This window comes from Kitasatospora sp. NPDC057015 (genome assembly GCF_042673745.1).
GTDB lineage: Bacteria > Actinomycetota > Actinomycetes > Streptomycetales > Streptomycetaceae > Kitasatospora.
Map to the genome: position 1 here is coordinate 1 of NZ_JBHUSG010000017.1, position 13,831 is coordinate 13,831.

A 13,831-nucleotide genomic window follows, 5' to 3' on the forward strand; every position below is an offset into this window, starting at 1 on the left:
ACCTGCCCCTGCTGCCGCGCCGCAAGCCGGCCGGGCAGGCGGCCGCGGCCGCCCCCGCCGCACCGCCGGCGGCCGAACCCGCCGGGCCGGACGGGGCGGTGGCCGAGGCCCCGCAGCCGACCGCCGGACCGGCCGGCGAGCCGGACCGCCGGCACGACCGGGCGGACGAGCGGATACCGGCGCAGCAGCGCGGCGAGCCGTCGGCGCGCGAGCACGGGCCGGTGCCGGAGGGTGCCGACGTCACACCGCTCGGCCTGCCCCGCCGGATCCCCCGGGGCAACGGCCTGCCCGGCACCGGCGAGACGCCCACCTCCGGACTGCGCCGCCTGGCGGTCGAGGACAGCACGCCGGCCCGTACCGGCTCCGCCCGGCCGCCGGCGACCGTGGAGCCCGCCCGGCCGCAGGAGCCGGCGCTGCCTGGCCGGCCGGGACCGGGCCCGGCCGACGCCGCGGCGCCCGCCACCGGCGCGTCGGGCAGCGAGCAGCACGCCCCCGCCCGGTCGGGCGTGTCGCCCGAGGAACTCCGCCGCAGGCTCGGCGTCTTCCAGGGCGGACTGCGCCGCGCCGCCCGTGACTCGGCCCTCGCCGGCGCGGGCCGCCCGGACCCGACCCGGCCCGCGCCGGGCCACCCCGGCGAGGACCGACCCGTGCAGGACCTGACCGCCGCCCCGCCCAGCACGTCGCCCACCGCCGGGCCGCACCCCTCCGCGGACCGGCCCACCACTGCCCGGCCGACCGTCGCACCGCTCACCGACCGGCCGGGCGCGCCGGCGGACGAGCAGCGCGACCCGGCCGCCGAGGGGGAGAACCGATGAACGACTCCGGACACCCGGTGCAGCCGGCCCACCCGGGCGCCGGCACGTCCGGCCACCGCGCGGTCAGCCAGGCCGCCAGCAGCGTACGGTGGCTGCTCGACGACTTCCTCGGCTCGGTCACCGGCGTGGTGGACGCCGTGGTGGTGTCCTCCGACGGTCTGCTGCTCGCCGACTCGCGGGACGGTTCCCGCTCCGAGCAGTTGTCGGCGATCGTCTCCGCGCTGACCAGCCTGGCCGCGGGCGCGGCCGGCTCGCAGGACCGCGGCCCGGTGAAACAGACCATGGTGACGATGGACCAGGGGCATCTCGTGGTGATGGCGATCAGCGACGGCTCCTGCCTCGGTGTGTACGCCTCCCTCGAATGCGACCTGGGCGTGGTCGCCTACCAGATGGCGCTGCTCGTGGAGCGCGCCGGTCATGCGCTGACGCCGCAGGTGCGCAGCGAACTCCACCGGGCGATGGCCGTCCGATGAGGTCTAGGGAGGTGGGAAGCATGGCCGGCAGCGACAACGGCGGTACGTACGGAGCAGGGCAGGGTCACGCTCTGCGCGCACAACGGACCACGACCGTCCGGCCGGGCCAGGGGCGTTCGTCCCGGGTGCGGCCGTACACCATCACCCGGGGCAGGACGCGGTTCGCCCGGGTGCTGCTGGTCGAGACGCTGGTGTCGGCGCTCAACCGGCCGACCGACCCGGCGGACCGGGCGCTGCCCGAGTTGGCGGCGATCTGCGAGCTGTGCCGGGGTCAGATGCGCTCGGTCGCGGAGATCTCGGCCCTGCTGCGGATCCCGTTGGGGGTCGTCAAGGTGCTGGTCAGCGATCTCGCGGACCAGGGCCGGATCAGGGTGCACGGCACGGACTCGGCGGGGGCCCCGGGCGGGGCGGGCGAGGCGCACGGCACGTCGAAGCGTGATCTGCTGGAGAAGGTGCTGGGTGGACTTCGCAAGCTCTGAGGCCGCGACGGAGCGGTCCTCAGTCGTACCGACTGCCCCGACGGCGGGCGCACCGGGTGTGCCCGTCGTGACGGATCCGCCGCCGGGCGTTCCGCTGATCTCGGGGACGGCCACCTCCACCAAGATCGTGGTGGCCGGTGGCTTCGGCGTGGGCAAGACGACCTTCGTCGGCTCGGTGTCCGAGATACCCCCGCTGACCACCGAGGCGGTGATGACGGAGGCCAGCGTCGGCGTCGACGACACCGGCTCCGTCCCCGGCAAGGCCACCACCACGGTGGCCATGGACTTCGGGCGGATCAGCCTGGAGTCCGATCTGGTGCTGTACCTCTTCGGCACCCCCGGACAGGGCCGGTTCTGGTTCATGTGGGACGACCTGGTGCGCGGCGCCGTGGGCGCGGTGATCCTGGCCGACACCCGCCGGCCGGCCGACAGCTTCCCCGCGCTCGACTACTTCGAGGGCACCGGGCTGCCGTTCGTGGTGGCGGTCAACCAGTTCGACGGGGCCCCGGTCTACTCCGTCGAGGCCGTCCGCGACTCGCTGGCCCTGCCGGAGCACATTCCGCTGCTGCTCTGCGACGCACGGGAGCGCTCGTCCTCCGTCGAGGTGCTGACGGCGCTGGTGGTGCACGCGCTGGCGCAGGAGAAGGCGCAGGCCGGGCACCTCTGACCGCGCCCCGGGCCGACCGGGCCCCGGCCCCGGCCGGCCCGGTCCGGGAACGGGCACGACCATCACTGGCAATCGAGAAAGCAGGCAGCGATGCGCAGAATACTGATCGTCGGAGCCGGCCAGGCCGGGCTCCAGCTCGCGCTGGGGCTCCAGTCCAACGGCTACGACGTCACCGTGATGACCAACCGGACGGCGGACGAGATCCGCGACGGCCGGGTGATGTCCACCCAGTGCATGTTCGACACCGCCCTCCAGCACGAGCGCGACCTCGGCATCAACTTCTGGGAGCAGGAGGCGCCCCGGATCGAGGGCGTCGGCGTCTCGGTGACCGGCCCCGAGTCGGCCCGGGTGATCGACTGGGTCGGCCGGCTGGACGGCTACGCCCAGTCCGTCGACCAGCGGGTCAAGATGGCCGGCTGGCTGGAGACCTTCGCCGAGCGCGGCGGCCAGGTCGTGGTGCACGGCGTCGCCGTCTCCGACCTCGACTACTTCGCCCGGACCTACGACCTGGTGCTGGTCGCGGCCGGCAAGGGCGAGCTGGTCTCGATGTTCGGCCGGGACGCCGCCCGCTCCCCGTACGACACCCCGCAGCGCGCGCTGGCCGTGAGCTACGTGCACGGCCTCGGTCCGCGCCCGGAGCACGAGTTCAGGGCGGTGCGCTGCAACCTGGTGCCCGGCGTGGGCGAGTTGTTCGTGATGCCGACCCTGACCACCTCGGGGCCCGCCGACATCCTGTTCTGGGAGGGCGTCCCCGGCGGCCCGCTGGACGTCTTCGACGGCGTCAAGGACCCGGCCGAGCAACTGCGGCTCACCCTGGACCTGATGCGGACCTTCACCCCCTGGGAGTACGACCGCACCCGTGGCGGCGTCGAGCTCACCGACGCGGGCGCCACGCTGGCCGGCCGCTACGCCCCGGTGGTCCGCAACCCGATCGGCGAACTGCCCGGCGGCGGGCTGGTGCTGGGCGTCGCCGACGTCGTGGTCGCCAACGACCCGATCACCGGCCAGGGTTCGAACAACGCGGCGAAGTGCGCGGCGGTCTACCTGGACGCCATCCTGGAGCACGGGGACAAGGCCTTCGACCGCGACTTCATGCAGGGCGCCTTCGACCGCTACTGGGACTCCGCGCAGCACGTCACCAAGTGGACCAACGCGATGCTCGCCCCGCCGCCGGAGCACGTGCTGAACCTGATCGGCGCGGCCGGCCAGCTGCCGCCGGTGGCCACCCGCTTCGCCAACGGCTTCGACAACGCGGCCGACTTCGAGCACTGGTTCTACGACCCGGAGAAGGCCGCCGCCTACCTCGGCTCGGTGGCCCCGCAGGGCTGACGGCCCGCCTCACCGGGACACCGTCGTGGCCCCGGCCCCCGCCGTGCGCGGGGGCCGGGGCCACGACCGTGTCACGATCGCGTCCCGACCCCTCGACCGTACAGTCGTTCGACCTCACCCGGGGTTCCCGGTCCGTAGCATCGGCTCACCGGACCACGGGGGGAACATCATGGGGAAGACTTCACCGCTGCGCCTGGCGTCCGCCACGGCAGCGACAGCGTTGGCACTGGCCTGCCTGGTGTCCTGCACGGCCACGGGCGCCGGGCCCACCAGTACGACCACCAGCGCGGCCACCGCCGCGTCGACCGCGCCCGCCGCCGCCCTGGACGCCACGGCGACGACCGCCTCCGCCCTCGACATCGAGCTGATCATGCGCGATCGGGCGAAGAGCGGCGGGCACACCGCCTCCGAGGAGCTGAAGCTCATCCGCCACACGTTGGGCACCCGATGGTTCCTCTGGCCCACCACTGCGGGCGAGACGTGTTGGGGGAGGTACCACGACGCCTACGGCAGCAGCGAGATCGGCTGCGCGAAACCCGAGGACCTGCCCACCGGGACCGCCCCCGCCCTGGGCGCGCTGGTGTCGGCCATCGTCACGGAACACGAGTGGGTACTGGTGCTCCTCGCCGACCGGGAGGAGATCGGCGCCCTCCGCTGCGGTGACGTCCCGTTGGGTCTGGAGAAGGTGGCCGAGTTGCCATTGGCCGAAGGCCTGCGCACCTTCTACCTGGTGACGTCGCCCTGGAGCATGCAGGGGACGCTGCACGCGGACGTGACCCGGGCCGACGGCCCTGCGGCTGCCCTCCTCACCCTCCCGGGCGACGCCCGTGCCTGGGACAACGGCGTCTTCACGAACTGGCAATGCGCCTGACGGTCGGGAACCCGCCTGGGCGGTTAACCGCCCAGGCGGGTTCCCGCCTTCCGGAGTCGATGCCCTGAGCACTCGTCAGCCTGTACATCATGTGCATGACCCCGATACGACGACGGGTCCCCCTGCTGGCCGGCGCCACCGCGCTGCTGCTCGGCACCGGGATCCTGCTGCCCCCGACCTCCGCGTACGCCGCGCCGGGTGCCACCGCGCCCACCGCCGCCGCGCCGTCCAGCACCTACGACCTCACCCTGGTCACGGGTGACGTCGTGCACTACACCGACGGCCCCGGCGACCAGGACACGGTGACCGTGGACCGCCCCGCGGGCGCCGGCGGCGGGGTGCACGTCCGGCAGTCCGGCGGCGACATCCACGTGACTCCCGACGAGGCCCAGCCGTTGATCGCCGCCGGCAAGCTCGACCAGCGGCTCTTCGACGTCAGCGCGCTGGTCCGGATGGGCTACGACGACGCGCGCTCCGGCGGGGTCCCGCTGATCGCCACCTACGGCAGGCAGGCCCTGGCCGCCCGCTCGCTGCCGGCGGCGCCCGCGGGCGCCGCCGTGGTGCGGCAGCTGCCGAGCATCGGCGGCGCGGCGCTGAAGGCCCCCGCCAAGGACGCCCGGGCGTTCTGGAACGACCTGGTGCCGAAGCCCGCCGCCCGCTCGCTGAACGACGTCAGGGGCATCGAGAAGCTCTGGCTGGACGGCCGGGTCGAGGCGAGCCTCAAGGAGTCGGTGCCGCAGGTGAACGCGCCGCAGGCGTGGGCCGAGGGCTACGACGGCACCGGCCGCACGGTGGCCGTGCTGGACACCGGCGTCGACGCCACCCACCCGGACGTCAAGGACCGGATCGCCGGCGAGCAGAGCTTCGTCCCCGGCCAGGAGGTCACCGACGGGAACGGTCACGGCACCCACGTCGCCTCCACCGTGGCGGGCAGCGGCGCGGCCTCCGCCGGCGCCTACAAGGGGGTGGCCCCCGGGGCGCGACTGCTGGTCGGCAAGGTGCTCTCCGACGAGGGCTCGGGGCAGGACTCCTGGATCATCGCGGGCATGGAGTGGGCCAAGGCGCAGGGCGCCGACGTGGTCAGCATGAGCCTCGGCTCCTCCGTCCCCGACGACGGCACCGACCCGATGGCGCAGGCCGTGAACGCGCTGTCGGCCGACGGCGGTCCGCTGTACGTGATCGCGGCCGGCAACGCGTACGGCGCCGGGACGATCGGCTCCCCCGGGTCGGCGGCCACCGCGCTGACCGTCGCCGCCGTCGACAAGCAGGACGGCCGGGCGGACTTCTCCAGCATGGGCCCGCTGAGCGGCTCGTACGGGCTGAAGCCGGACCTCTCCGCGCCCGGGGTGGACATCACCGCCGCCCGCTCCCAGGCGCTGGCCTCCGGCAGCGGCATGTACCAGACCATGTCCGGTACCTCGATGGCCACGCCGCACGTGGCCGGTGCGGCCGCGATCCTCAAGCAGCGCCACCCCGAGTGGTCCGGGCAGCAGCTCAAGGAGGCGCTGATGAGCTCCTCCAAGGTGCTGGCCGGCTTCACGCCGTACGAGCAGGGCACCGGCCGGCTGGACGTGCTGGCGGCCGTCGACTCGACGGTGGAGGCGACCGGTTCGGTGGAGGCCGCGGTCTACCGCTGGCCCACCGCCGGCGCGGCGCCGACCACCCGGACGATCACCTACCGCAACACCGGCGCGGCCACCGTCACGCTCGGCCTCGCGACGGACACCGCCGACTCCGCCTACACCCTCTCGGCGCGGACGGTCACCGTGCCGGCCGGCGGCAGCGCGGACGTGACGCTCACCCTGGACCCGACCGGCGTCCCGAACGCCACCACCTTCTCCGGGCAGGTGCTCGCCACCGACGGGGCCTCCGGCGCGGTGCTCGCGCACACCGGCTTCGCCCTCCAGAAGGAGCGCGAACTCTACGACTACACCGTCAAGTTGACCGGACGGGACGGCAAGCCGGCGGCCGGTGTGGTGGTGCTCGCCGAGAAGGACGACCCGAACATGTCGCCGATCGCGGTGGACGGGCAGCGCACCCTGCGCCTGCCGCCCGGCACCTACGCCACCTGGGCGGCGCTGGACGTCGCCGGCGACCGGCCCGACTCGCTCGGCCTGGCCGTCCTGATCGACCCCGAGACCGTGCTGACCGGTCCGGCCACCGTCTCGCTGGACGCGAGCAGGGCCCGCAAGGTCAGCGCCGCCGTCCCGCAGCGGGCCGAACAGCGGCAGCTGCGCTGGGACTTCGCCCGGACCTTCGGCAACGGCAACGTGCTGCGCGACGCCTACGTGATGCCGCCCGCCTACGACACCCTGTACGCGAGCCCGACCGAGAAGGTCACCGACGGCGGCTTCGACTACCTGACCCGCTGGCGCCTCGGCGAGCCCGTCGTGGACCTGCGGACGGACGGCGAGGGGCGGCAGCCGCAGCGGCCCGGGTTGGAACAGCAGGACGGACAGGAGCAGTTGGACGGCCACGGCGGCCACGGCTCCCAGGGCCCCGAGGCCACCGCGCAGGCCGGCGCCACCGTCACCGACGGCTCCGCCGAACTCCGCACGGTGTACGCCGGGCAGGGCGCGGCGGCCGACTACGCGGGCCTGGACGTGCGCGGCAAGGCGGTCGTCGTCCGGCGCGCCGACGCCGTCCCGCCCGCCCGGCGGGCCGCCAACGCCCTGGCGGCGGGGGCGAAACTGCTCCTCGTCGTCAACGACGGCCCCGGCCGGCTGATGGAGTACTACGGCGACGACCAGGGCGCCGCCACCCCGCTCACCGTGGTCTCCGTGCAGCGCGACGCCGGCGCCGCGCTGATCGCCTCCGCCCAGCGCGGCCGGTTCGACCTGGACGTCACCCAGCGCAGGGACACCCGCTACCTGTACGACCTGCTCGACCAGCACGACGGCACCATCCCGGACCGCCCGCTCGCCTACACCCCGGACCCGAAGCGCGACCTCGCCAGGGTGGAGGCCACCTACAACGGGTTCCGCACCGTGGCCGGCGGCGGCTACCGCTACGACATCCCGGCCTGGGGCCCGGGCATCGGCTTCGCCGAGAAGGAGACCTACCCGAGCACCCGCACCGAATGGGTCTCCGAGCAGCACGGCAGCGCCTTCTGGTACGAGGACCACGCGGTCTACAGCCCCGACTACGGGAGCGAGTTGGCCGAGATGCGCGGCGGCAGGGACACCTACCGCGCCGGGAGGACCTACCGCACCGACTGGTTCGGCGGCATCCAGCGCCCGCGCCTGGGCACCGGCTTCTGGGGGCCCACCCGCAGCGTCTACGACGACATCCAGTTCAACGTCAGCATGTGGACGGACCGGGGCGCGGGTCACGCCGGCTCGATGCCCGACGACGAGTACGACACCACCGCGTACGCCCTCTACCGGGGTGACACCCTGGTCAAGTCGGGCGCCGGGCGGGCGGGTTACGGCTGGGAGCAGCCGGCCGAGGAGCAGCCGTACCGGCTGGTCCTGGACTCCCGCCGGGACGCCGGGGCGTGGAAGACCTCGACCCGGACGCACACCGAGTGGGGCTTCCGCTCCGGCCGGATCCCGCAGGACGGGCCGTTCCAGCAGGACATCAGGCTGCTGCAGCTCGACTACGACGTGGCCACGGACACCGCCGGTGACGTCAAGGCGGGCGGCTCCACCCGGATCGGGCTCTCGGCCGCCACCCAGGAGTGGCTGGACGGCGTGACCAGGGCCTCCTCCGCCACCCTGTCCGTCTCCTTCGACGACGGCGCGAGCTGGAGCGCCGTCAAGCTGAAGCGCGACGGCGCGGGTGCCTGGGCGGCCGAGGTCAAGCTGCCGAGGACCCCGGGAGGCTTCGTCTCGCTGCGGGCCACCGCCTCGGACGGCCGGGGCGGTTCGGTGAGCCAGGAGATCATCCGGGCGTTCGGCCTGCGCTGACCGCCCCGCCCGGGCGACCGGCCCGGGCACACCGCAGGGACAGGCCGGGCCGGACCGCGCGAGGCGGTCCGGCCCGGCTGCGCCGTGCGCACCGATGCCCTGGGTGCGTACGGCCGGCGGCCCGGCCCCGTCCCTTGAGCCGTCGGGGCCGCCGAGCTTCTCGGGGGCGTTCGCGCCCGCCTCAGCGGGCCGCGGCGGCGGCCTGCCTGCGCTCCGCGGGCGCCGCCGCGGCGGGCGCCCCGCCGCCGCGCAGCGGGGTCTCCTTGATGAAGAGGACCGCGATCAGGGCGACCAGGGCGATCGGCGCCGCGATCAGGAAGACGCCGCCGGTGGCGTGCCCGTAGGCGCCCTCGATGACGTGCGCCAGTGGCGCCGGGAGGGTCCGGACGTCGGGCAGCGAGCCGTCACCGCCGGCCGAGGTCAGCCCGATCCCGGCCAGTCCCTCGGCGGTGTAGGTCTTCACGTGGGCGGCGAGGACCGCGCCGAGCGCCGAGACCCCGATGGTGCCGCCGAGCGTGCGGAAGAAGGCCACCACCGAGCTGGCCGCGCCCAGTTCGCTCATCGGCACGGTGTTCTGGACGGCCAGCACCAGGTTCTGCATGGTCATCCCCAGGCCGCAGCCGACCAGGAACATGTACCCGGAGAGCAGCACCAGCGAGGTGTCCACCCGGACGGTCGCCATCATCGCGAACCCGGCGGTCAGCAGGACGCCGCCGGTGACCAGGTAGCGCTTCCAGCGGCCGGAGGAGGTGATCAACCGGCCGACGACCGTCGAGGAGAGGGTCAGTCCGAGGATCATCGGGAGCGACATCAGGCCCGACATCGTCGGCGACTTGCCGCGGCTGATCTGGAAGTACTGGCTCAGGAAGACCGTCGCGCCGAACATCGCGGTGCCGACCGCGAGGCTGGCGACCACCGAGAGGGTCACCGTGCGGTTGCGGAAGAGGTGCATCGGGATGATCGGCTCGGCGGCGCGCCGCTCGACCACCACGAACAGCACGGCCAGCGCCAGCGCGCCCGCCACCATGACCGCCGTCTGCCAGGAGCCCCAGGCGAAGCTGTCACCGGCGAGCGAGACCCAGACCAGGAGCAGGCTGACCGCCGCGCTGACCAGGACGGCGCCCGGGTAGTCGACCTTCACCCGGCGCCGGAGCACCGGGAGCTTGAGCGTGCGCTGCAGCACGACCAGCGCGAGGGCGGCGAACGGGACGCCGACGTAGAAGCACCAGCGCCAGCCGAGCCAGGAGGTGTCCACGATGACGCCGCCGAGCAGCGGGCCGCCGATGGTGCCGACCGCCATCACCGCGCCGAGGTAGCCGTTGTACTTGCCCCGCTCCCGCGGCGGGATCATGGTCGCCAGGATGACCTGGGCCAGCGCGGTGAGTCCGCCGGCTCCCAGCCCCTGCACCACCCGGCAGGCGATCAGCATGCCGGTGTTCTGGGAGAGCCCGGCGAGCGCGGAGCCGAGGATGTAGACCACCAGCGAGAGCTGGATCAGCAGTTTCTTGCTGGTGAGGTCGGCGAGCTTGCCCCAGATCGGGGTGGAGACGGTGGTGGCCAGCAGGGTGGAGGTCACCACCCAGGTGTAGGCGGACTGGCTGCCGTGCAGGTCGGAGACGATGCGCGGCAGTGCGTTGGACACCACGGTGCTGGACAGGATCGCCACGAACAGGCCGAGCAGGAGGCCGGACAGGGCCTCCATGATCTGCCGGTGCGTCATGGGCTCCGCCGCCCCCGCAGCTGCTGTCGCGCCGGCGGGCGACCCGGCGGTTGGCTGGTGTGACACGTGCTGACTCCTTGGTCCCGTCACGAACGGCGGGCGGTGCGGCGGGTTGGTACGGGCGGTGCGCGTGGTGCGGCGGGTCGGGCGGTGCGGCGAGCGGGTCGGGCGGTGCGGCAAGCGGGTCGGGCGGTGCGGGTGCGACGACGGTGCGGCTTCGGGAGTGGTCAGTCCGGTGGGCCGGGCAACCGGTGTGCCAGGTCACGGTGCAGCCGGCCGAGGAGGTCCGCGAGCGTCCGGAGGTCGGCCCGGTCCCAGTCCCCGGTGGAGCGGGCCAGCCGGTCGGCCGCCTCCCGGCGGGCCCGGGCCAGCCGGTCGAGGCCGGCGTCGGTCGGGCTGACCAGGCAGGAGCGGCCGTCGGCGGGGTTCGGCCGGCGGACGGCGAGGCCCTCCTGCTCGATCTGGGCGAGCTGGCGGCTGGCCACCGACAGGTCGACCTGGAGCCACTCGGCGAGCTCCACCGGGCGCATCTCACCGTGCCGGTCGAGCACCGCGAGCATGGCCGTCCGTGCCCGACTGTGGGCCGGCTGGTGGCGGCGGAGCTCCAGGACGGCACCCAGGCCTTCCAGGACGGAGGCGAGGACCTGCTCGTCGTCCACCGGGATCCCTCCTCGTTTGATTGCCTGAGGCAACCATAACCCCTTGGTTGCCCTAGGCAACCAAATACGAGGAGACCGGTCCGGTGTTCCGGGTCACACCGAGGGAGTCGAGACCCGGCACGCCCGCAGCCGGGCACACCCGCGGACCACCGCGACCGACGACCCGAGCCCGCCGCCCCGCCATGCGGGGGAGCACTCACAGGGCTGAGCACAGCCTCGCCGGCCGGCCCGGGCAGGGGGCGCCCGAGCCCGCCGCGACGGCGGAGCGGACCAGGGCGGCGGCCGGTCGGCCGCCGTCGCGCGCCCGCCGCGGTGCTCGCGTCAGACGGGGGCGCCCAGCGATTCGACCGCCTCGACCAGGGCGGACAGCTCGGGGTTCTTCGCGGCCTCGTCCAGCGCCTCGCGCAGGGCGGCGTTGTTGGTGGGGCGGGCCGCGGCGAGCAGCGCCCGGCCGGTGTCGCTCACCTCGGTGTAGATGCCCCGACGGTCGGTCGGGCAGAGGTAGCGCGAGAGCAGCCCGCGATCCTCCAGCCGGGTCACCAGCCGGGTCGTGGCGCTCTGACTGAGGACCACGGCATCCGCCACCTGCTTCATCTGCAGATGCCCGCCCGGGCCGTCGTGCTGCCGACCGAGCACGTCGAGCAGCGAGAACTCCCGGACGCTCAGGCCGTGTTCGGCCTGCAGGGCCTTCTCCACACGCGCCTCGATGCGTCCGTGCAGCAGCGACAGCGCGCACCAGCCCTGGGCGAGGGCGGTGAGTGCGGGGTCCGTGGCGGTCATGTCCGGCTTCCTCCTCCGTGCGGCTCCTCCACGCGTCCGTGCGGCCGGTCCGCGAGCTCCGCGCGATCGTCCGCCCGACGGTTCCGAGCAGGGTGCCCCCTCAGGATAGGCCACTGGCACAATAGCCCGCGCTTGCAATTAACCAGCGCTTGCAATTATTGTTGGCGCTCGTAAGGCACGGAAGCAAACATCTGGAAGGTGCACCCCATGCCTCTCGCACTACTGGCCCTCGCCATCGGAGCCTTCGGCATCGGGACCACTGAATTCGTGATCATGGGCCTGCTGCCCGAGGTCGCCGGCGACTTCGGGGTCTCCATCCCCACGGCCGGCTGGCTGGTCACCGGCTACGCCCTGGGCGTGCTCGTCGGCGCGCCCCTGATGACCGCCCTCGGCACCAGGATCTCCCGCAAGCGGATGCTGATGCTGCTGATGGGCCTCTTCATCGCGGGCAACGTGCTCTCGGCCGTGGCCCCCGTCTTCGGCGTGATGATCGCCGGACGCCTGGTCGCCTCACTCGCCCACGGCGCGTTCTTCGGGATCGGCTCCGTCGTCGCGGCCGACCTGGTCGCCCCCGAGAAGAAGGCCGGCGCGATCGCGATGATGTTCACCGGCCTCACCGTCGCCAACGTGGTCGGCGTCCCGCTCGGCACCTACGTGGGCCAGGCCATGGGCTGGCGGACCACCTTCTTCATCGTCGCCGCACTCGGCGTGGTGGGCCTGGCCGGAATCGCCCGGCTGGTACCCGAGATCCCCAAGCCGGAGGGCGTCCGGCTCCGCCACGAGCTGGCGGCCTTCCGGAACGTCCAGGTCCTGCTCGCGATGGGGATGACCGTGCTCGGCTTCGGCGGGGTCTTCGCCGCCATCACCTACATCTCGCCGATGATGACCGAGGTCGCCGGCTTCGCGGACTCCTCCGTCACCTGGCTGCTCGTCCTGCTCGGCCTGGGGATGGTCGGCGGCAACCTGATCGGCGGCAGGCTCGCCGACCGCGCCCTGATGCCCCTGCTGTACATCTCGCTGGGCTCGCTCGCGCTGGTGCTGGCGCTGTTCACCCTCACCGCGCACAACAGGTTCGCCGCGGCCGCCACCCTGACGCTGATCGGCGCGCTCGGCTTCGCCGCCGTGCCCCCGCTGCAGAAGCGGGTCCTGGACCAGGCGGCGGCCGCCCCGACCCTCGCCTCGGCCGGCAACATCGGCGCCTTCAACCTCGGCAACGCGCTGGCCGCGCTGCTGGGCGGCATGGTGATCTCGGCCGGCTTCGGCTACACCGCGCCGAACTGGGTCGGCGCCGCTCTGGCCGCCTCCGCGCTGGTCCTGGCCCTGATCTCCGGCGCCCTGGAGCGCCGGGGCGCCGCCACCCACCCGGTGGCCGACCACCACCCCCTCGTCGACGGCGCGCCGGCCCCGGCCCTGCACCGCTGACGGCGCCTCTCCGAACCACTCCCCCGAACCACTCGCCGGATCCACTCCCGGATCCGCTCACCCGGCGCGCAGTACCGGCGTCACGCCCTCCCTCCCCCGCCCGCGGTCACCCGGCCGCAGGCACCTCACGCAAGGACACCGAGCACCATGAGCACCACCGCGACCCTCACCCCGCTGACCACCCGGGACGCCGAGGCCCTCGTCGACGCCGCCCGTACCGCCGCGGAGGCGGCCGGCGTGGCCGTCAGCATCACCGTCCTCGACGCCGGCGGCCACCTGCTGGCCTTCCGCCGCGACGACCGGGCCGTCCTGATCTCGGGCGAGACCAGCACCCGCAAGGCCTGGACGGCGCTCCAGCTCGACGCCCCGACCGCCGCCCTGGTCGACGCCGTGCTGCCCGGCGGCCCGTTCCACACCCTGCCCACCGCCCTGGACCGCCCGCTGCTCTTCATCGCGGGCGGCATCCCGCTGCACCGCGACGGGCGTCTGGTGGGTGCCCTCGGCATCGGCGGCGGCGCCCCCGAGCAGGACCACGCGTTCGCCGTCACCGCCGCCACCGTCCTGGAGGCCGCGACGGGCCGCTGACCTCCCGCCCCACGGCCGCGGGGCCCCCCCCCCCCCCCCCCCGGGGGGCCGCCCGGGGGGGGGGGGGGGGGGGGGGGGGGGGGCCCCCGCCCCCCCCCCCCCGGGGCGCACCACGCCGGCCGC

11 protein-coding genes and 1 pseudogene are annotated in these 13,831 nt (G+C 74.2%); 9 read left to right on the forward strand and 3 right to left on the reverse strand.

Annotation, left to right across the window (positions count from 1 at the left end; translation table 11 throughout):
- From ACFTWP_RS18040 to ACFTWP_RS18070, 7 genes and pseudogenes are all read left to right on the forward strand, one after another.
- Positions 1–815: pseudogene (locus tag ACFTWP_RS18040) on the forward strand (hypothetical protein); the annotation flags it as partial.
- On the forward strand, positions 812–1,288 hold the full coding sequence (locus tag ACFTWP_RS18045; RefSeq protein WP_380265567.1) for a roadblock/LC7 domain-containing protein: 477 nt from the start codon (positions 812–814) through the stop codon (positions 1,286–1,288). The pseudogene ACFTWP_RS18040 and the gene ACFTWP_RS18045, both read left to right, overlap by 4 nt.
- A 20-nt stretch (positions 1,289–1,308) precedes the next feature.
- Positions 1,309–1,767, forward strand: a complete 459-nt coding sequence (locus tag ACFTWP_RS18050; RefSeq protein WP_380265568.1) for a DUF742 domain-containing protein — start codon at positions 1,309–1,311, stop codon at positions 1,765–1,767.
- Positions 1,748–2,434 carry an ATP/GTP-binding protein gene (locus ACFTWP_RS18055; RefSeq protein ID WP_380265569.1) on the forward strand — a complete coding sequence of 229 codons (687 nt, stop codon included), beginning with the start codon at positions 1,748–1,750 and terminating at the stop codon, positions 2,432–2,434. Before ACFTWP_RS18050 ends, ACFTWP_RS18055 begins: the two co-directional genes overlap by 20 nt.
- A gap of 90 nt (positions 2,435–2,524) precedes the next feature.
- Complete coding sequence (locus ACFTWP_RS18060) at positions 2,525–3,763, forward strand: styrene monooxygenase/indole monooxygenase family protein (RefSeq protein WP_380265570.1); 1,239 nt, start codon at positions 2,525–2,527, stop codon at positions 3,761–3,763.
- Positions 3,764–3,932: 169 nt separating this feature from the next.
- Complete coding sequence (locus ACFTWP_RS18065) at positions 3,933–4,634, forward strand: hypothetical protein (protein WP_380265571.1); 702 nt, start codon at positions 3,933–3,935, stop codon at positions 4,632–4,634.
- A 95-nt stretch (positions 4,635–4,729) separates the two neighbouring features.
- Positions 4,730–8,542: a S8 family serine peptidase gene (locus ACFTWP_RS18070; RefSeq protein WP_380265573.1), complete on the forward strand. Its 3,813-nt coding sequence runs from the start codon at positions 4,730–4,732 to the stop codon at positions 8,540–8,542.
- Between the two features lie 181 nt (positions 8,543–8,723).
- On the opposite strand, the gene ACFTWP_RS18075 is transcribed toward ACFTWP_RS18070, so the two are convergent.
- The 3 genes from ACFTWP_RS18075 to ACFTWP_RS18085 all read right to left on the reverse strand — a co-directional run bounded on the left by ACFTWP_RS18075 (position 8,724) and on the right by ACFTWP_RS18085 (position 11,701).
- The gene (locus ACFTWP_RS18075; RefSeq protein WP_380265687.1) at positions 8,724–10,262 is read right to left on the reverse strand and encodes an MDR family MFS transporter; all 1,539 of its coding nucleotides are present in this window, start codon (positions 10,260–10,262) and stop codon (positions 8,724–8,726) included.
- Between the two features lie 227 nt (positions 10,263–10,489).
- Positions 10,490–10,921: a MarR family winged helix-turn-helix transcriptional regulator gene (locus ACFTWP_RS18080; RefSeq protein ID WP_380265574.1), complete on the reverse strand. Its 432-nt coding sequence runs from the start codon at positions 10,919–10,921 to the stop codon at positions 10,490–10,492.
- A gap of 321 nt (positions 10,922–11,242) precedes the next feature.
- Positions 11,243–11,701, reverse strand: coding sequence for a MarR family winged helix-turn-helix transcriptional regulator (locus ACFTWP_RS18085; RefSeq protein WP_380265575.1), 459 nt, complete (start codon positions 11,699–11,701; stop codon positions 11,243–11,245).
- 207 nt (positions 11,702–11,908) lie between these two features.
- On the opposite strand from ACFTWP_RS18085, the gene ACFTWP_RS18090 reads away from it, so the two are divergent.
- Both ACFTWP_RS18090 and ACFTWP_RS18095 read left to right on the forward strand, forming a co-directional pair.
- On the forward strand, positions 11,909–13,123 hold the full coding sequence (locus ACFTWP_RS18090; RefSeq protein ID WP_380265576.1) for an MFS transporter: 1,215 nt from the start codon (positions 11,909–11,911) through the stop codon (positions 13,121–13,123).
- A 147-nt stretch (positions 13,124–13,270) separates the two neighbouring features.
- Positions 13,271–13,708 carry a heme-binding protein gene (locus ACFTWP_RS18095; protein ID WP_380265577.1) on the forward strand — a complete coding sequence of 146 codons (438 nt, stop codon included), beginning with the start codon at positions 13,271–13,273 and terminating at the stop codon, positions 13,706–13,708.
- Positions 13,709–13,831: the final 123 nt, after the last annotated feature.

Excerpts from the sequence above, each read along its gene's own strand:
- ACFTWP_RS18095 (WP_380265577.1), top strand. The coding sequence starts at position 13,271 with ATGAGCACCACCGCGACCCTCACCCCGCTGACCACCCGGGACGCCGAG.
- ACFTWP_RS18050 (WP_380265568.1), top strand. The coding sequence starts at position 1,309 with ATGGCCGGCAGCGACAACGGCGGTACGTACGGAGCAGGGCAGGGTCAC.
- ACFTWP_RS18070 (WP_380265573.1), top strand. The coding sequence starts at position 4,730 with ATGACCCCGATACGACGACGGGTCCCCCTGCTGGCCGGCGCCACCGCG.
- ACFTWP_RS18065 (WP_380265571.1), top strand. The coding sequence starts at position 3,933 with ATGGGGAAGACTTCACCGCTGCGCCTGGCGTCCGCCACGGCAGCGACA.
- ACFTWP_RS18045 (WP_380265567.1), top strand. The coding sequence starts at position 812 with ATGAACGACTCCGGACACCCGGTGCAGCCGGCCCACCCGGGCGCCGGC.
- ACFTWP_RS18090 (WP_380265576.1), top strand. The coding sequence starts at position 11,909 with ATGCCTCTCGCACTACTGGCCCTCGCCATCGGAGCCTTCGGCATCGGG.
- ACFTWP_RS18085 (WP_380265575.1), bottom strand. The coding sequence starts at position 11,701 with ATGACCGCCACGGACCCCGCACTCACCGCCCTCGCCCAGGGCTGGTGC.
- ACFTWP_RS18060 (WP_380265570.1), top strand. The coding sequence starts at position 2,525 with ATGCGCAGAATACTGATCGTCGGAGCCGGCCAGGCCGGGCTCCAGCTC.
- ACFTWP_RS18075 (WP_380265687.1), bottom strand. The coding sequence starts at position 10,262 with ATGACGCACCGGCAGATCATGGAGGCCCTGTCCGGCCTCCTGCTCGGC.